Here is an 18,106-nt window from a genome sequence, read left to right as displayed (position 1 = left end):
AAAAGACACCCGAATTACGCGCCGGCTAACGCCGGTCCACTGCGATGCTCGCACCGAAGGGATGCGGCAGAACTCGGGCCGCTACGCAGCCCTCGGACATGCTGCCGCATGAAGCGGCCCTTCGGTGCTGCGCTTCTCGTCGCTCCAGACGGGGCCCGAATACAGGCACGACCCCGGTTGGCGCGCCGTCTGTATTCCCTCCCCCTTGGGCGCAACTCCGAGCAGTCGAGGCGGCAAGAGAAAACGACAGCCGGATATATGAGTCACGTACGGCGCGGCGAGGTTTCGGTTGGGTAGTCTCGGCGAACTGGACGCTCCCCGTTCTGCAGACCTCGGTCAGGAATCGCTAACGTTGGTATCAGTTTCCGGATGGAAAAGGCGTGACGGCGCCAGCGGCCGCAGTTCCGAACGCGCATCGCTCTGGCGGGCGACCTCGCGCTCGATTTCGCTGACGTAGAACCAGACCTCGCGGTCCTTGTCGTCGAAACCCATATCGAAGGCCACGCCGACGTGCATGCAGACGCCGCTCTCGTCAGCGGTGACATGGATCACACGGCTGTAAGCCTCGAAGGTCTCGCCGTTGGGGAAACGGGCGCATAGCTGATACAGCGCGTCGCCCGGCGCCAGCGCAACCGCCTGGGCCATCGGCAGGCTGAGCAGACAGCCGCGTACCGACAGATCGCACAGCACGCCGGTCCGGCAGTCATCGGCGCTCGCGCGCAATGCGACTTCGACCCGCGTGCCCTCTCCGAGCACGGCCCGGAAGTAGCTGCGGTGCTGGGACTGCGTCATTGCCGCCGGCAACCAGCAACGCAGCGCCAGTCGGTCTTCGCGACGAATGACCTGCCTGCTGCGGGTGGGTGTGGTGACCAGGGCCGATGTGCTTTGCAACGCATGCAGCACGAAGGCGCGGTCCTCCGCCAGCGCACCTTCGACATCGCCGAGGCTGGTGATATCGATGAGAAACGTGCCCAGCGAACGGTCGACCGAGACCACCGATACCGGGTAGTGAATCCGGGTGTCCTCGAAACACAGCGTGACCTCGTGACTATGGCGCGTCAGAGTGACGAAGGTATCGACGATGTCGTCATAGCGGCCGATGGTCGTGTATCGATCGGTTTCCATGCACAGGTTCCGGAGCGATGGGTAAGCAGAACGCTTTTGCCGTTCATCGGCCGGATTCGTTGCAGCTTGAACACAATCGGCCGGCAGCCCGCATCGACCCGGTCAGCGGCCCGCCACTCCATGCGCCGGGCGCGCTCGTGACCGGTCTGGCCGCGTGCACCACCTGCGCCGATGCACCAGGCATCGGCGTTCAAGACAGGCGCTAGGCCGGGGCGTCTGCCTTCAGGCGTTCACGCATCGCCAGCGTGACCTGCATGGTCTCGAGTCGCGGTACGGATACCTCGAGCCGCTGGGCCATGGCGACGACATTGCCGAGAATGGCCTCGATTTCCATCGGCCGGCCGGCCAGATAATCCAGCGCCATGCTGTTCTTGTAGGCCGACATCTTGCGGGTGCCGGCGATGTTCTTGTCGATGGCATCGTCGGGCAGCGGATGGCCGTCGGCCGCCGCCACCGCCTTGACCTCGGCCATCATCGCGCGCACGAGCGCTTCGCCGCCGGGGGTATCGAGCATGGTGACGGTATCCGCGCCGCCGGCCAGCACCGACAGCGGATTGAACGGCGTGTTCCACAGGCTCTTGCGCCAGCGCTCGGCGACCACCTGCTCGGCGAGCTGGACCTTGATGCCGCCCTCGACCAGCAGCGTCTCGAGCGCGCGGCAATCATCGCTGATGCCCTGCGGCCAGGCGCCGAAGGTGAGCTGACCGAACGCCTTGTGCTCGATCACCCCCGGCTCCATGCGGCTGACCGCGATGAAGGCCAGACAGCTGATCAGCGGGTTGTTCGGGAACGCGTCGGCGACCGCCGGTTCGATGTTGATGCCGTTTTCGATCAGCACGATACGGGTGCCCTCACCGACCCAGGGCTCGAGCAGCGCGGCGCGGTCCACGGTGGGCAGCACCTTGACACAACAGATGACGTAGTCGGCCGTCTGCTCGGGCGTGTCGCCATCCCGGTAGACATGGTCCGGCCGGTAGGACAGATCGCCCAGCGGACTGCTGATCGAAAAGCCGTTGGCATGCACGGCGTCGTATTCCGAGCGCAGCACGACGCTGACCCGACAACCGGCGCGTTTCAGGATGGCGCCGTAGAAACTGCCGATTGCACCGGCACCGACGATCAGGACATGGGGTTTATCTGCCATTGCACGATTCCTTGCACGTTGGCGCCGGCCTGACGGACGCCGCAAACAAAACGGCCGGCATGAGGATGCCGGCCGTGCTTTTCTTCATCCTGTCTCGACGCCGCGCTGTCAGGCGACGTCCTGCCCGGCCAGGGTCATGTCACGCAGCAGCGCCATATGATATTCGCGATCGCCCAGGTAGTGGTCGATCATGACGATGCGCTTGGCGTAGTGGGAGATCGACGACTCGTCCATCATGCCCATGCCACCGAACAGCTGGATGGCTTCCTCGGCGACCTTGCGACCGGCCTTGCCGACCATCGCCTTGGCGGCGGACAGACGCTGGCGACGCTCGATCTCGGGGCTGTCCAGCGAGCAGGCGGCCCACAGGGTGAGCGAGCGCACTTTCTCCAGCGCCATGCGCATGTCGACCATGCGATGCTGCAGCGCCTGGAAGCTGCCGATCGGCACGCCGAACTGCTTGCGGTCCTTGAGATACTGCAGGGTCAGATCGCAGGCCACTTCCATGGCGCCCGAGGCTTCCGCGCACAGGGCGACGATGCCGCGGTCGATGGCATATTGCAGCGCATCGGCGGCCTTGCCCTCTTCGCCCAGCAGCGCGTCGCTGCCAACGGTGACGTTGGCCAGGGTGATCTCGGCGCCGCGGTGGCCGTCGATGGTGGGATAGCCGCGACGGCTGACGCCCTCGGCGTCGGCATCGACGATGAACGCGCTCAGGCCGTCGGCCGAATCGATGTCGCCACTGCTGCGGGCGATCACGATCAGCTTGTTGGCGGTATCGCCGTTGAGCACGACCGACTTGGCGCCGTTGAGGGTGTAGCCGTCGCCCGACTTCTCGGCGGTGGTCTCGATCCAGTGCGGATCGTAGCGACCGGCGGCTTCATAGCAGGCCAGCGCGTAGCGGGTTTCGCCGCTCAGTATCGGCTCGATCAGCGCGGCCTTGCGGGCGTCGTCGGCGATCGCGTCGATGAAGGTGCCCGAGAGCACTACGCTCGACAGATACGGCTCGACCACCAGGCCGCGGCCGAAGCCTTCGGCAACGACCATCAGCTCGGCACCGCCGCCATCGAAGCCACCGGCGGCCTCGGAGAACGGCACGCCCAGCAGGCCCAGCTCGGCGAACTGGTTCCACAGGTCGGCCGAGAAGCCGGTGTCGGAGTTGACGATCTTCTCGCGCGCGTCGAAGTCGTACTGGTCGGCCACAACGCGGTCGACCATGTCCTTGAGCATGCGCTGCTCGTCACTGTAGGTAAAATCCATTGTCTGTTCCCTTGTCCGGCGCCGGTCCTAAAGACCGAGGATCGCCTTGGAGATGATGTTCTTCTGGATCTCGTTGGAGCCGCCGAAGATCGAGAGCTTGCGCAGGTTGAAATACGTCGGTGACGCGGGGCCGGCGAACTCGGGGCCCACCATCTCGTCTTCTTCCGCGATGAACGGCAGCGCATAGGGGCCGGCCGCTTCTCGATAGAGATCGGAGATCGCCTGACGCACTTCCGTGCCCATGATCTTGAGAAACGAGCTTTCCGCGCCCGGCACGCCGCCGGCTTCGGCCGCCGCCACCGTGCGCAGGTTGGTCATCTCGACCGCCATCAGCTCTATTTCCAGATCGGCGAGGCGCTCGGCGAAGCTGGGCTGCTCGATGAGCGGCTTGCCCTGCACCATCTGGGTACGGGCGATGTCCTTGAGATCGGCCAGCGCGGCCTTGGAGATACCCACGCCGGCGATGCCGGTACGCTCGAAGGTGAGCAGGTACTTGGCACAGGTCCAGCCCTTGTTCTCCTCACCGACCAGGTTCTCGACCGGCACCTTGACATCGTCGAAGAAGACTTCGTTGACTTCGTGCTCGCCGTCGAGAGTGATCAGCGGACGCACGGTCACGCCCGGGGTGTTCATGTCGATGAGCAGAAAGGAGATGCCTTCCTGTTTCTTGACGTCCGGGTTGGTGCGCACGAGGTTGAACATCATGTTCGCGTGCTGACCGAGCGTGGTCCAGGTCTTCTGCCCGTTGACGATGTAATGATCGCCGTCGCGCACCGCACGGGTCTTGAGACTGGCCAGATCGGAACCGGCGCCGGGCTCGGAATAACCCTGGGCCCACCAGTCCTCGGTCTTGAGGATACGCGGCAGGTAGTAGTCCTTCTGCGCCTGGGTGCCGAACTTCATGATCACCGGGGCGACCATGTTGATGCCGAACGGCAACAGACGCGGGGCACCGGCCTCGGCCGTTTCTTCCTCGAAGATATGCTTCTGGATCGGGCTCCAGCCCGGGCCGCCGTACTCGACCGGCCAGTGCATGGCCAGCCAGCCCTTGTCGCCGAGAATACGGTGCCACTGCACCGTCTCTTCCGGGCTCAGGCGCTCCGACTGCTTGACCTTGTTCGAGATCGTGGCCGGCAGTTTATCGGCCAGAAACGCGCGCACTTCGTCGCGGAAGGCGCGTTCACTTTCGTTGTATTCAATATCCATGTTGGTGTCTCTCTATTACAGGTCGCCGAAACCCTTGCCTTGGCCGGCAAGTTTTTCCAGCAGCGCGGACGGCTTCCACTCGTCTTCGCCGGCTTCCTCGTGGAACTGCTTGATCTTGGCGTAGATCTTGTCGAGACCGACCTGATCCGCCCAGAACATCAGTCCGCCACGATACACCGGGAAGCCGTAGCCATAGATCCATACGATATCGACATCGAGCGGACGCATGGCAATGCCTTCCTCGAGAATCTTGGCGCCTTCGTTGACCATGACGTACAGGCAGCGCTCGAGAATCTCGTCGTCGCTGACATCGCGCGTCTCGATGCCTTTTTCCTTGCGGTACTTCTCGATCTCGGCCGCGGTCACATCGGACGGCCTGGGCGTACGATCGCCTTCGGCGTAGTCGAACACGCCGCCACCGGTCTTCTGGCCCCAGCGCTTCTGTTCCGCGAGCGCGTCCAGCCAGTTGTACTCGGGTGCGTTGGCGGGATCGTCCTCACGCAGGCCTTCGCGAATCCGCCAGCCGACGTCCAGCCCGGCCAGATCGGCCATCGCGAACGGGCCCATGGGCAGACCGAAGTCGAACAGTACCTTGTCGACCTGGGCGGGCGTGGCGCCCTCGTTGACCAGCTGGGTCGCCTGGTGCTGACGCTTGTGCAGGATGCGATTGCCGACGAAGCCGTTGCAGACCCCGACCAGCACGCCGACCTTGCCGATGCGCTTGGACAGAGCCATGACCGTGGCGATGACCTCGTCCGAGGTCTTGTCGCCGCGCACGTTCTCGAGCAGCTTCATCACGTTCGCGGGCGAGAAGAAATGCATGCCGATGACGTCTTCGGGGCGCTTGGTCGACTGCGCGATCTCGTTGACGTCGAGCGTGGAGGTGTTGGTCGCCAGGATCGCGCCCTTCTTGCACACGCGGTCGAGCTCGCCGAACACCTCTTTCTTGACCTTCATGTTCTCGAACACGGCCTCGATGACCAGATCGACTTCCGACAGGTCGTCGTAGGCGAGCGTGGTGTCGAGCAGCGCCATGCATTTCTCGACCTGATCGCTGGTCATGCGGCCTTTCTTGGCCGTGGCTTCGTAGTTCTTGCGAATCAGGGCCACGCCCTTGTCGAGCGCTTCCTGCTTCATCTCCAGCACGCGCACGGGGATGCCGGCGCTGAGGAAGTTCATGGCGATGCCGCCGCCCATGGTGCCGGCGCCGATGATGCCGACCTGCTCGATATCGCGCTTGGCGGTCTTCTTGTCGATACCCGGGATCTTGGCTACTTCGCGTTCGGCAAAGAACACGTGCCGCTGGGCGGCCGATTCGGGCGATTTGAGCAGTTCGGCGAACAGTTCGCGTTCGCGCTTGAGTCCGGCTTCGAAATCGCTGGATTCGGTCGCTGCCTGTACGGCCTTGATGCAGTGGAACGGAGCCAGGAAGCCACGGCTCTTGCGGGCAATGGACTTCTCGAAATCGCTGAAGATATCGGCGCTTTCGGCCTTGACCTCGAGATCGCGCACGGGGCGCAGCGGCGCGTCCTTGGCCACCAGCTGGCGCGCATAATCCAGCGCCTGCGCCATGAGATCGCCGGAGACGACCTTGTCGACGACGCCCATCTTCTGGAGCTGTGCGGCTTTCATCGGCTTGCCGGCCACGATCGCTTCCATTGCCGCCTTCGCCCCGATCAGGCGCGGCAGACGCTGGGTGCCGCCGGCACCCGGCAGCAGGCCGAGATGCACCTCGGGCAGGCCCATCTTGGCGGAGTCGAGCGCAACGCGATAATCGCAGCCGAGGGTGATCTCCATGCCGCCACCCAGAGCGGTGCCGTGCACGGCCGCGATCAGCAGCTTCTTGCTGGCTTCGAGCTGGTTGATGACGTCGGGCAGGGAAGGTTCCTGCGGCGGCTTGCCAAATTCGCGGATATCCGCACCGGCCGGAAAGGTACGCCCACCGCCGGTGATGATCAGCGCCTTGGCGTCGTCATCGGCCGTGCCCTGGGCGAGCGCGTCGAGAATGCCCTGGCGCACGGCATGGCCGAGCGCATTGACCGGCGGGTTGTTGATGGTGATAACGCCAATCTCACCGTCGCGCTTGTAGGAAACGACATCGTTCATAACGACTCCTTGCACTGTGTCATACCAGAAACGCACCTGTTGGAGCGCGCTTTCCAGCGAGTTTGTGGACGCCAAGCTAAACGAAAAGCCGGGCTGAAATCAATTTTTTGAAATAGCATTTTGTTTTTGGAATGGCCGATACCAGAACCCGCGCCAATCAGCCGGCCTTGGCCTCGGGCCATTCCTGCTCCTGCAGCGCACGCCACATGATCTTGCCGGTCGGCGACCGCGGCAGGCTGTCGCATATCTCGACCACCTGCGGCACCTTGTAGGCGGCCATATTGTCCTTGCACCAGTCACGGATATCCTCGCCGCTGACCCGGCCGGCGGCGCCATCGACCAGTACCACGCAAGCTTTGACACCCTCACCCCGGCGTTCGTGCGGCGTGGAAATGACACAGGCCTCGCGAATATCCGGATGCCGATACATCAGGCTTTCCACTTCCGCCGGCCAGACCTTGTAGCCGGAGGCGTTGATCATGCGTTTGACCCGATCGACGAGGAAGAAATAGCCCTCGTCGTCGTAATAGCCGATATCGCCGGTGCGAAAGAAACGCTCGCCGTCGAGTGCCATGAACGCGGCCTTGGTCGCTTCCGGGCGCCGCCAGTAGCCGGAGAAGACCTGCGGCCCGCGGGTGATGATCTCGCCGACCTCGTTGGGGCCGAGCTCGGCCAGCGTGTCGGTGTCGACGATGCGCGAGTCCACGTCGAATACGGGAATTCCCAGACACTGCGGCTTGGGCGCATCGAAGGGGTTGATATGCGTGCCCGCAATCGTCTCCGACAGACCATAGCCTTCGACATAGTGCAGCCCGGTGAGCTTGAACAGTTTCTCGGAGACGGCTTCGGGCATTGCCGCGCCACCGCCGCCGATGTTCTGCAAGCTAGACAGATCGAAGGATTCGATCTCCGGGTCGGCGAGCATGTCGATCGCCATGGTGACGATATTGGTCCAGCGGGTGATGCGATAACGCTCGATGAGCTTCGCCGCGGTGCGCCGTTCCCAGCGTGTCATCAGCACTACCGTCGAGCCGATGAAGATCGGCGCATTCATCCCGTTCTGCATGCCGGTGACATGAAAATAAGGCAGCGTGGCCAGCGACTTGCCTTCGGATGTGCTGTGACTCCAGTACACACTCTGCACCGCGGTCGCCATGACCGTGGCGTGGGTGTGCATGCAGCCCTTGGGCGCGCCGGTGGTGCCGGAGCTGTAGGGCAACACCGCCAGATCGTCGGGGCCGACCTCAAGCTCGCCGGGCGCATGACCGGCATGCAGGGCCTGCGACCAGTGAATCGCGTCGCCGCAGTCGATCGGCTGGGCCGCGGCCTGTACTTCGGCCGGCAGATCCAGGTCCGTATCCTCGGTGACGTAATCACCGTAGCTGGCGACCACCGCGTGTTCGAGCCGGCCGCTTTCCAGCAGCGGCGTCACCGCTTCGAAGCGTTCCTGGCCACAGATGCAGATCGTGGCGCCGGTGTCTTCGGCGTAGTGCTCGAGTTCGACGCTGCGATTCATCGGGTTGACCGGCACGACGACGGCGTTGGCGCGCAGGATCGCGTAATAGGCGATCACGAACTGGGGCGCGTTCTGCATGAACAGCAGCACCCGGTCGCCCTTGGCGACGCCGCGATGCTGCAGATAGCCGGCGAGCGCCTGTACTTCCGCGTCGAGCCGGCGATAGCTGATCGGCGAGTCGTAGTAGATCATCGCCGCTCGGTCCGGATAGCGCAGCGCCGAAATCGCGAGATTGCTGTACAGGCTGGTCTGCGGCAATACCAGATGCAACGGCAGATTGGCAGGCCATACCCCGTGGTGCCGGTCGAACATTGCGATTATCTCCTCGGTAATGACGGGTCGCGCCGGCGTCGCTGTCTGTGCGCGATCGACGGCAATCATCGACTCTGGCGGTATCGCCCGGAGCCGTCAAACATTTTTGAAACGCTATTTTGCCTGTGTGCTCCTGGCCTCGCCAGCGTGCTGACCGGCGGGCGTCAACCGGCGTTCACCGCCGACGCTGACCCGCTCCAGAACCGCCTCGTCGCAGCGGGTACCGCGTAGTGGCATGGCCGAGATATAGCCATCCCGGAGGGCAACGACATCGGCATCGGCCGCAGTCACGTTGGTGGTGTCGCGTTCGAAGGTCAGCCAGTGATAGGCCAGACCCCGACCATCGGCGCCTTCGATGAGATGCGGCGCCCGAATCGCGCCGCCGACCTGGCGCGTGAAGCGCATGCCGCTAATGGCCTCGACCGCCAGCATGGGGAAATTGATATTCCAGCAACAGCCGTGCGCGCTACGCGTCGCCCAGAGATCTTCAATCGCGGCCACCGCGAAGGCTTCTGTGGCAGAGAAATCCAGTGCTGAGCGCTGAGTAAAGGCCTGACTGAGCGCGATCGCATCGAGGCCGAGATGATTGGCCGCCAGCACCGCGCCCACGGTGCCGGAATACATCACCGAATCGGACAGATTCGCGCCCCAGTTGACCCCGGACAGCACCAGATCGGGCGGCGTATCGGCAAAGAATTCGGCCATGGCGTACATGACGCAATCCGCGGGCGTGCCGGTGACGGCATAACGATGTTCGGCATAACGCGTCAGCCGCAGCGGATTGTGCATGGAAATCCCCTGCCCCACGCCGCTTTGATCACCCAGGGGCGCGATGGTGACGACTTCATCGGCGATCCGGGCCGCGATCGCCTCGGCAATCTTCAGACCGGGCGCGTCGATGCCATCGTCGTTGGTGACCAGCACCCGTTTCAGACGTTCCATTCCATACTCCTGGTCGCCGTCCGATGCCGGCGTTGGATTCAGATCGATATCCGCGCCTGGACGCGAATCAAGACTAGTACAGGCGTTTTATCCGCAGATGACGCAGATACAAGATCGGCAGCGGAACAGCAGCTGATGATCGGCCGGTACGCCACGCCCGGCTTGTGCGTCATTCATGACTCTCCACTGCCACAGAGGATCAGCTTTTCATGAATTTTATCTGCGTTCATCTGCGTCTATCCGCGGATAACCCTTTCTCCGCTGGCGTTGGCTCAAGAGTGATCAGTCGACTCCCTGCGCCACCGCCCAGCCGCGCTCGGCGATCAGGCCGGCGCGCTTGCCCACCTGCAGCGCATTGGCGTTGCTGGCGTTGCCCTGTAGCGCGCGTGCATAGACGCCCTGCAGAATAGCGGCGGTGCGGTACAGCGCGAAGGCGACGAACACTGGCCAGTCGTCGATACCGTCGATGCCGCGCCGCGCACAGTAACGCTCGAGCTGCGAGGCCTCGCTGGGAATACCGTGGGCCGACAGATCCAGCCCCTCTATGCCCTTCACTCCGGCCACGCCGTGCGGCAGATAGTAGGGCATGCAGGCATAGGCGAGATCGGCCAATGGATGGCCGATGGTGGCCAGTTCCCAGTCCAGGACCGCGGCCACGCCCGACAGATCAGGGGTGAGCAGCAGATTGCCGATGCGGAAATCGCCGTGGGCGATGGCCGGCCGCGTGTCCGGCGGGATCCGTGCCTCGAGCCATTCGCCCAGCGCATCCATCGCCGGGTCGGTCTGCTCGGCGGAGGCTTCGTATTGACTGCGCCAGCGCCGGATCTGGCGCTCGACATAGCCGTTGGGCCGGCCGAACGTCTCCAGGCCGACCGCCTTGACGTCGACCGCGTGCAGCGCCGCGAGCGTATCCACCAGCGCGTGGTAGACGCCGGCGCGCTCGCCCACGGCCAGTTCCGGCAACGACGGGTCGGCGAACACCCGACCCTCGACGTAATCCATCACATAGAACGGCGTACCGATGATATCGGCGTCTTCGCAGTAGACATGCATGGCCGGCACCGGCACGTCCGAGCCGGCGAGCGCGGCCATGACCTTGTACTCGCGATCGATACGGTGCGCGGACGGCAGGATCTCGCCGGGCGGCTGCTTGCGCAGCACGTAGTGGTGGGTCGCCTCCTCGGTATCGGTTTCCAGCAGGAACGTCGGGTTCGACTGCCCGCCCTGGAACTGCATCACCCGCAGGCTGCCGTCGAGCAGGCCGTGCGCGGCGAGATAGTCACCGAGCGCGGGAATATAGAAGCGATGCGCTTCGCGGATTCCGACGATCTCCGGCGCACCGCTGTGTGGGCTCGACGACACTAGCTGATCGTTTCGCCGCCGTCGGCGACGAGCGTCTGGCCGGTGACGTAGGCGCTGGCCTGGCTGGCCAGGAATACCGCCACGCCGGCGATATCATCGGGCTCGCCGATACGGCGCACGGGGGTGCGTTTTTCGGCCTGCTCGAGACGCTTGGGGTCCTCGATCAGCGCCTTGGCGAAATCGGTGCGCACCAGCCCCGGCGCGATAGCGTTGACACGAATGTTCTTCGGCCCCCACTCCACCGCCAGATTACGTGCGAGTGCCGCCTCGGCGGCTTTCGACACGCCGTAGGTGCCGATCACGCTGTTGCCCCGCAGGCCGGCGATCGACGACAGCACGATGACGTTGCCACCGCCGTGTTCGGCCATGCCCGGCAAGACCATATTGCACAGCCAGAAGGTGCCGCGCACGTTGGTTTCCAGAATCTTGTCCCAGGCCTCGTCGGTCATGTCGGCGGTGGTGCCGTAGACCGGATTGGTGGCCGCGTTGCAGACCAGGATATCGATCTGGCCATAGGTTGCGATCGCGGTATCGACCAGATGCTGCAGGTCTTCTTTCTTGCCGACATGGCACGGCACGGCGATCGCGTCGTGGCCGTCGGCCTTGAGTTCGGCAACCACCGCTTCGCAGGCCTCGGCCTTGCGGCTGGAGACGACGATCTTGGCACCGTGGGCCGCCATCTGCTGGGCGACGGCCTTGCCGATGCCGCGGCTGGAACCGGTGATGACGGCAACCTTGCCGGTGAGGTCGAATAGATTGGCCATGTTGTTCTCCTTTTTCCTTACTCGCACGCAGCGGGAGCGTTCAAAAATACAGATCAAGACTATCCGCAGATGACGCAGATTGAATCCAGACATGTAATGCCTGCTTCCTTCTCAAATCTGCGCCATCTGCGAAATCTGCGGATGACTGCTTTTTCTTCTGACGACGTAGTCACGACGCGTGTCGGCAATGCCTTCAGTTACCGCGCTGGCGACGCATCTCCAGCTTGGCGATGGTGTCGAGATGGACTTCATCGGGACCGTCGGCCAGGCGCAGCGTGCGTACGTTGGCCCAGGCGGAGGCCAGGAAGGTGTCCTGACAGACGCCCATGGCGCCGTGCACCTGGATCGCACGATCCAGCACCTTGAGCGCCATTTCCGGGGCGATCACCTTGATCATGGCGATCTCCTGACGGGCCTGCTTGTTGCCGACCTCGTCCATCATCTGGGCGGCCTTGAGGGTAAGCAGGCGGGCCTGATCGATCTCGATACGAGAACGGGCGATGCTCTTGCCGACGGAGTCGAACTCCGAGAGCTTGCGGCCAAAAGCCACGCGCTCGTCGGCGCGCTTGCACATCAGCTCCAGCGCGCGCTCGGCGACACCGATGGTACGCATGCAGTGATGGATACGGCCCGGCCCGAGGCGGCCCTGGGCGATTTCGAAACCACGGCCTTCACCGAGAATGAGATTGTCCGCCGGCACGCGCACGTTGTCGTAATGGATCTCGGCGTGGCCCTTGGGGGCGTGGTCGTAGCCAAACACGTGCAGGGCCCGCTCGATCTTCACGCCGGGCGTGTCGAGCGGCACCAGAATCATCGACTGCTGCTGATGCTTGGCCGCCGAGGTATCGGTCTTGCCCATGACGATGGCGATCTTGCAGTTGCTGGCCATCGCACCGGAGGACCACCACTTGCGGCCGTTGACGATGTACTCGTCGCCGTCGCGCCTGATCTCGGTGGCGATATTCGTGGCGTCCGAGGAGGCCACGTCCGGCTCGGTCATCGAGAAGCAGGAACGGATCTCGCCGTCGAGCAGCGGCTGCAGCCATTTCTGCTGCTGGGCCTCGCTGCCGTAGCGGGTCAGCACTTCCATGTTGCCGGTATCCGGCGCGCTGCAGTTGAACACGATCGGGGCGATGAAACTGCGGCCCATGATCTCGCACAGATGGGCGTAGTCGTAGTTCGACAGTCCGGCGCCGTATTCGCTTTCCGGCAGGAACAGATTCCACAGGCCCTCGGCTTTTGCCTTGGCCTTGAGTTCGTCGAGTATCGGCGGCGGTGTCCAGCGATCGCTCGACTCGGCCTGCTGCTGGGCGTGGACGGCTTCGGACGGATAAACGTGGGCGTCCATGAATGCGAGCAACTGGTCACGCAATTCCTGGCCGCGCTGTGATAGAGCCTGCATGGCATCTCCTCATTGGCCTGGGCTCGCCCGCCCGAATCGCGGAATGATCGGTTGCGCATCGAGCCTGTTGTTATCGATCGGCGAAACTGACACAGCTCGCCGGGAGCGTCAATTTTTGAAACGCGGTTTCAGGCAGATGACTGAACGAGCGTTCACCGTGTCACTATACCTGCGTGGGATCGCGCGCGCTCGACCATCGTGAGCCGCGCGTAGTCGACCCCGCGCCTGAGCTTTAACACCGCGCGTTCTGCGCACGCCGCGCTTGACCGCAGAGACGTGATCAGCTTATCTCCCAGGCGATAATTCGCCAGGACAGACACTGCTGTATGCCCTGGACTCAACATCACCCCCACCACCGACGGTATCGCCATGGCCGCACAACCCGACCCCGAATTCGATCCGCGACACCACCGCACGACCCGGCAACGCTGGTTCGAGGATTTCGAGACGGGTGAACGCTTCGTCCTGCCGAGTCGCACCGTGACCGAGGCGCATTTCTCGGCCTTCCAGGCGCTGTCGGGCGACAACCACCCGATTCACTACGACACGCCCTACTGCCAGGCCCACGGTCATTCCGGGATGCTGGCGCACGGCCTGCAGGTGCTGTGTTTCACCGCCGCCGGCGCGGGGCTGTTCCCGCATCAGGTAAGCGAGTCGCTGATCGCTTTTCTGGACCAGTCATCGCGTTTTCTCGCACCGGTCCATAGCGGTGACACACTCTATCCGCAACTGGTCATTGCCGATCTGCAGGCACAGCGCACTACCGGCGTGCTGACCATGCGCACGACCATCCACAATCAGAACCGGGTCTGCGTGCTCGACGGCGAGCATCGTTATCTGTTGCGGATGCGGCCGATCGTCTGAGACGCCGGACGACGTCGATCGCCCAAGACGATCTAGCCTTCGAACGCCACGCCCTCGACTTCCTCGCTGCCCGAACGAAAGCGGAAGGTGCCCTCGCCCATCGCGAGCAGCCGGTCGTCGGCATCGAGAATATCGACACTGGCGTTGAATATCCGGCGGCCACCGGCACGACGTCGCGCCACGGCACGGATATAACCTATACCGGCCTGGCCGGTATAAGTCGTGGTCATCGACAGGGTGATGACCTTGCGGATGCGGTCCGGGTACGGACAGAAGCTACCGGCGGCGGACCCCGCGATATCCAGCAGCGAGGCGAGAATGCCACCGTGGATGATGCCCGCCAGATTCAGGTGCTTGTCCCTGACCTGCATGCCGATCACGGCATGTTCGGGCCCCCACTCGAGAAACTCAAAACCAAGTTCGATCGCAAAACCGCGGTCGTACTTGGCGGTGGCCTGGGCCATCGTCAGTTCGGGCATGGAGAACGCAATAGTCGGAAGAATATTGCGGGTAGTGTAACGATCAGTCGTTGTGGCCGCCGACAACCAGTTCGCGGACCTGGTCCACAACGTCCTTGAGACGCGGCCCGAGGTTATTCACCATCACGTCACGCGTGAGTCGCAGCGCGGCGCCACCACAGTTGAACGCCACGATGCGCTGGCCGTTCTCGAGCACGAGCGGCACGCCGACACCGCTGATGTCGCGGCTCCATTCGCCTTCGGTCATGCAGAAACCGTAGCGTTCGTAATCCTCGTAGGCACGGTTGAGAGACTCCAGCGTGGCCGACCAGTTCTCGGGATCATCGGCTTCGATGAGCGTGTACAAGGCCTCGCGATCGGCCGGCGCCGAGGCGGCCAGAAATGCGCGGCCCATGGCCGAATGCGCCATCGGCACACGGGAACCGACCTGCATGCGCAGAATAAGCGGACCGGGCCCCTGGCAGGTCTGGGTATAGGTGATCTGGTTGCCCTCCTGGACGCCGAGCGCAATCATGCAATCGGTGGCATCGGCCAGCTCCTGCATGAACGGACGCGCGATATTGCCGACACCCTCGCTCGCCAGATAGCGGTAGCCCAGATCGAGCACGCGCGGGCCCAGCCGGTATTTTTCCAGATGCGGCAGATACAGCAGATAACCCAGCTGGGTCAGCGTCGCGGTCAACCGCGAGACAGTCGGCCGCGGGATGTCCGTGCGCTTGGCAAGTTCGGCATTGCCCAGATATTCGGATGCATCGCCGAAACAGCGCAATAATTCCAGACCGCGGGCCAGTGCGGTAACGAAATTATGACCCTTGGTATCCGCATCTGCTCGTAACTGCGTCTTGCGCATCTTATCTGTGCTCCCAACACATGAGTGTGACGACGACGGCACCCGCGTGTTGCGGTACGCACTGCAAAATCCGCCGCGGCGCGACGCGACGCCGAAGCGTTGTCGATACCCCCGGCCGAGCACTGCCGCAGCATGTACCCGGCATTAGCGCGTGACTGCCAAGCGAAACAGTAGGCATTTTTGTCAGATACTGCTACAGCCAACCGCGCGCCACTACCACCGATAACGCCCGCATTACGAGGTGTATCATCACAACTATCTAATAAATATTATTTTTATCAAAAATAAAAAACAAACAACGGTTTCCCAATCGCTTGATATTCGGCGACTTGCATTTCGCCATGCAGAACAAGTGATCATTCATGCGCAGGAATGCCGCACTGCGGCGCCGCATATCCGAGCCATTCTTCACGCGCTCGATCAGCTACGGCTGGGGTCGTCACCTACCTGAATCAGCAGCTTGCCGCGATTGCGCCCCTGCAGGAGCCCCTGGAACGCATCGACCGCGTTTTCCAGTCCGACGACGATATCTTCCTGATAGCGCACCTCGCCGTTTCGCACCCAGGCGCTCATATCGCGCTTGAAATCGGGTCGGCGATGAATGTAGTCGAATTGGATGAAGCCCTTGAACAACAGACGCTTGATCAGAATCTGGCCCATGAAGCCGGGCAGACGGTCCGGCCCGGGCGGCGCGTCGGTATCATTGTAGTGGGCGATGCGTCCGCAGACCGGAATACGAGCGAAATCGTTGAACAGGCGCATGACCGCGTCGAACACGGTGCCGCCCACGTTTTCGAAATAGACGTCGACGCCGTCCGGGCAGGCGGCCTCGAGCTGTTCAAAGAAATCATCATCCTTGTAATTCACACAGGCGTCGAAGCCATACGCCTCGACCACGTGCCGGCACTTGTCGTCGGCGCCGGCGACGCCGACCACACGACAGCCCTTGAGCTTGGCGATCTGGCCGACGACCTGCCCGACCGCACCGGCCGCGGCCGACACCACCACGGTTTCGCCGGACTGTGGCTTGCCGATTTCCTCGAGGCCGACATAGGCAGTGAATCCCGGCATGCCGAGCACGCCGACGGCGGTACTGATGGGCGCATCGGCCGGGTCCAGCCGGCGTAGCTGCTTGCCCGCCTGCACGTTGTATTGTTGCCAGCCGCCGTGGGCCAGCACGAAATCGCCTTCGGCGAGATCGGCGTAGCGGGATTCGACCACCTGGCCCACGGTCGCGCCTTCCATTACCGCGCCTTCGGCCACACTCGCCGCATAGGATTTGGCCGCGCTCATGCGCCCACGCATGTACGGATCGAGCGACAGATAGATGGTGCGCACGAGTACCTCGCCGTCGCCGCAGCTCGGCATCGGCCCGTCTCGCAGCTGCAGGTTGCTCGCATCGGGCATGCCGGTCGGACGCTTGGCGAGAATGATCTGTTGATTCGTGCTCATGTCGATTGTCCCGAATATAAGTGAAGAAACCCGGCGTCAGCGGTCATCGTACGCCGGTCGAAATATAGATGGCCGCGGCTAAAAAGAAGAGGCGCCCGAAAGCGCCTCTTCTGTCACTTACGGCCTCGATTCGCCGCTTCTACTCGGCGCTGACTTCGGACATGCGCCGCAGGGTGATCTTGCCGTCGACCACTTCCGCGATCTCCGGGTCGACCGCGAGATTGCCGTTGTCGCTGATCTGCTTCACGTCATACGGATTGTTCTCGATCGGCAACTGCTTGAGTGCCGCCGGAATCGCCGCACGGATCTTGGTCGCGTCCGACACCGTGCCGGCATCTTCCATGGCCTTGGCCACCAGATGCAGCGCGAAGTAGTTATAGGCGGTCTCGGACGTGGGCACGCTGTCGTGGTCCTTCTCAAACTTCTTCTGGAAGATCTTGGCGCCCTTGTTTTCGGAGAACGCCAGCGGGGTCACACCGACACTGCCCTCGACCGCCTTCATGCCGCCGGCCACTTCCGCCACTTCATCGATCTTGGCCTGATCCATGATCACGAATCCGCCCTGGAAACCCAGCTCCCGGGCCTGACGCACGACCAGACCGGTGGGTTCGGAGGCACCACCGACGAATAGCACGTCGGGTTTCGCGGCCAGTACCTTGCTCACGCCGGTATAGAAATCGGCGGACTTGTTGTAGTCCATGGGATTGCTGGCAACCACTTCACCGCCGGCTTTCTCCCAGGCCGGCACGAACGACTTGGTCCAGTACTTGGCATAGTCATGGGTGGCGTTGGCCACACCCAGCTTCTTGCCGAAACGCTCCATGGCGATCTTGGTAAACGGCTCGACGTAGTCGGTGAAGTTCGGCGGGATCTTGACCGTGAGCTTGTTGCCCTTGGTGGTGACCGACGGGATCGACGTATAGGACATGATCAGGAAGCCGTCGCGCTGGTTGAAGGCCTGAAGCGCGAAGGTGCCGCCGGAATGCGGTGTGAACACCACCGGAGTGTCGTACTGCTGGGTCAGACGCTTGCCGTTGACGGCGGCCTGGCTGGGCGAATACTTGTCGTCGAGACTGACCAGGTCGATGTTGTAGGACTCGCCGCTGACCTTGATGCCGCCGCCGGCATTGATTTCCTTGGCCGCCATCTTCAGGCCCTCGAGCGTGTTCTGCCCGTAGAGCGCGGCACCGCCGCTAAGCGGTCCGGTGAAACCGATATTGACATCGGCCGCCTGGGCTAAGCCGACCGTGCCCAGGCCGAGCACGGCACTGACGGCGCCGGCACCGGCGATGCGGCGAAAAGTACGATTGAGTTTCATGGTC

The 18,106-nt window shown here is 63.1% G+C and carries 15 protein-coding genes; 1 reads left to right on the top strand and 14 read right to left on the bottom strand.

Annotation, left to right across the window (positions count from 1 at the left end; genetic code table 11):
* Positions 1–336 precede the first annotated feature (336 nt).
* The 10 genes from ACFOSU_RS19515 to ACFOSU_RS19470 all read right to left on the bottom strand — a co-directional run bounded on the left by ACFOSU_RS19515 (position 337) and on the right by ACFOSU_RS19470 (position 13,139).
* Positions 337–1,125 carry a PilZ domain-containing protein gene (locus tag ACFOSU_RS19515; RefSeq protein WP_380691646.1) on the bottom strand — a complete coding sequence of 263 codons (789 nt, stop codon included), beginning with the start codon at positions 1,123–1,125 and terminating at the stop codon, positions 337–339.
* A 202-nt stretch (positions 1,126–1,327) separates the two neighbouring features.
* Positions 1,328–2,269, bottom strand: a complete 942-nt coding sequence (locus tag ACFOSU_RS19510) for a ketopantoate reductase family protein (protein WP_380691645.1) — start codon at positions 2,267–2,269, stop codon at positions 1,328–1,330.
* Between the two features lie 108 nt (positions 2,270–2,377).
* Positions 2,378–3,529, bottom strand: coding sequence for an acyl-CoA dehydrogenase family protein (locus ACFOSU_RS19505; protein ID WP_380691643.1), 1,152 nt, complete (start codon positions 3,527–3,529; stop codon positions 2,378–2,380).
* A gap of 27 nt (positions 3,530–3,556) precedes the next feature.
* Entirely contained in the window at positions 3,557–4,735 is a 1,179-nt protein-coding gene (locus ACFOSU_RS19500; protein WP_380691641.1) for an acyl-CoA dehydrogenase family protein, read from the bottom strand.
* 15 nt (positions 4,736–4,750) lie between these two features.
* Positions 4,751–6,841 carry a 3-hydroxyacyl-CoA dehydrogenase NAD-binding domain-containing protein gene (locus ACFOSU_RS19495; protein ID WP_380691639.1) on the bottom strand — a complete coding sequence of 697 codons (2,091 nt, stop codon included), beginning with the start codon at positions 6,839–6,841 and terminating at the stop codon, positions 4,751–4,753.
* Between the two features lie 157 nt (positions 6,842–6,998).
* Positions 6,999–8,669, bottom strand: coding sequence for a long-chain fatty acid--CoA ligase (locus tag ACFOSU_RS19490; RefSeq protein ID WP_380691638.1), 1,671 nt, complete (start codon positions 8,667–8,669; stop codon positions 6,999–7,001).
* A 114-nt stretch (positions 8,670–8,783) separates the two neighbouring features.
* Positions 8,784–9,611 carry a 5'/3'-nucleotidase SurE gene (gene surE, locus ACFOSU_RS19485; protein WP_380691637.1) on the bottom strand — a complete coding sequence of 276 codons (828 nt, stop codon included), beginning with the start codon at positions 9,609–9,611 and terminating at the stop codon, positions 8,784–8,786.
* A gap of 282 nt (positions 9,612–9,893) precedes the next feature.
* Positions 9,894–10,973: a phosphotransferase family protein gene (locus ACFOSU_RS19480; protein ID WP_380691636.1), complete on the bottom strand. Its 1,080-nt coding sequence runs from the start codon at positions 10,971–10,973 to the stop codon at positions 9,894–9,896.
* Complete coding sequence (locus ACFOSU_RS19475) at positions 10,973–11,737, bottom strand: SDR family NAD(P)-dependent oxidoreductase (RefSeq protein WP_380691635.1); 765 nt, start codon at positions 11,735–11,737, stop codon at positions 10,973–10,975. The genes ACFOSU_RS19480 and ACFOSU_RS19475 overlap by 1 nt, the downstream gene beginning before the upstream one ends.
* A gap of 193 nt (positions 11,738–11,930) precedes the next feature.
* Positions 11,931–13,139 (bottom strand): acyl-CoA dehydrogenase family protein, encoded by a 1,209-nt coding sequence (locus tag ACFOSU_RS19470; RefSeq protein ID WP_380691634.1) that lies wholly within the window; start codon positions 13,137–13,139, stop codon positions 11,931–11,933.
* A 369-nt stretch (positions 13,140–13,508) separates the two neighbouring features.
* On the opposite strand from ACFOSU_RS19470, the gene ACFOSU_RS19465 reads away from it, so the two are divergent.
* Positions 13,509–14,003 (top strand): MaoC family dehydratase, encoded by a 495-nt coding sequence (locus ACFOSU_RS19465; RefSeq protein WP_380691633.1) that lies wholly within the window; start codon positions 13,509–13,511, stop codon positions 14,001–14,003.
* A 32-nt stretch (positions 14,004–14,035) separates the two neighbouring features.
* On the opposite strand, the gene ACFOSU_RS19460 is transcribed toward ACFOSU_RS19465, so the two are convergent.
* The 4 genes from ACFOSU_RS19460 to ACFOSU_RS19445 form a co-directional block, all read right to left on the bottom strand.
* Positions 14,036–14,482 carry a PaaI family thioesterase gene (locus tag ACFOSU_RS19460; protein ID WP_380691632.1) on the bottom strand — a complete coding sequence of 149 codons (447 nt, stop codon included), beginning with the start codon at positions 14,480–14,482 and terminating at the stop codon, positions 14,036–14,038.
* Positions 14,483–14,525: 43 nt separating this feature from the next.
* Positions 14,526–15,332 (bottom strand): IclR family transcriptional regulator, encoded by an 807-nt coding sequence (locus ACFOSU_RS19455; RefSeq protein ID WP_380691631.1) that lies wholly within the window; start codon positions 15,330–15,332, stop codon positions 14,526–14,528.
* 420 nt (positions 15,333–15,752) lie between these two features.
* Positions 15,753–16,784, bottom strand: a complete 1,032-nt coding sequence (locus ACFOSU_RS19450; protein ID WP_380691629.1) for an NADP-dependent oxidoreductase — start codon at positions 16,782–16,784, stop codon at positions 15,753–15,755.
* A gap of 139 nt (positions 16,785–16,923) precedes the next feature.
* The gene (locus ACFOSU_RS19445) at positions 16,924–18,102 is read right to left on the bottom strand and encodes an ABC transporter substrate-binding protein (protein ID WP_380691628.1); all 1,179 of its coding nucleotides are present in this window, start codon (positions 18,100–18,102) and stop codon (positions 16,924–16,926) included.
* Positions 18,103–18,106 lie beyond the last annotated feature (4 nt).

This window comes from Salinisphaera aquimarina (assembly GCF_042643355.1).
Lineage (GTDB): Bacteria > Pseudomonadota > Gammaproteobacteria > Nevskiales > Salinisphaeraceae > Salinisphaera > Salinisphaera aquimarina.
The sequence above is the reverse complement of the archived record's forward strand: the minus strand, read 5'-3'. Positions and strand labels throughout refer to the sequence as shown.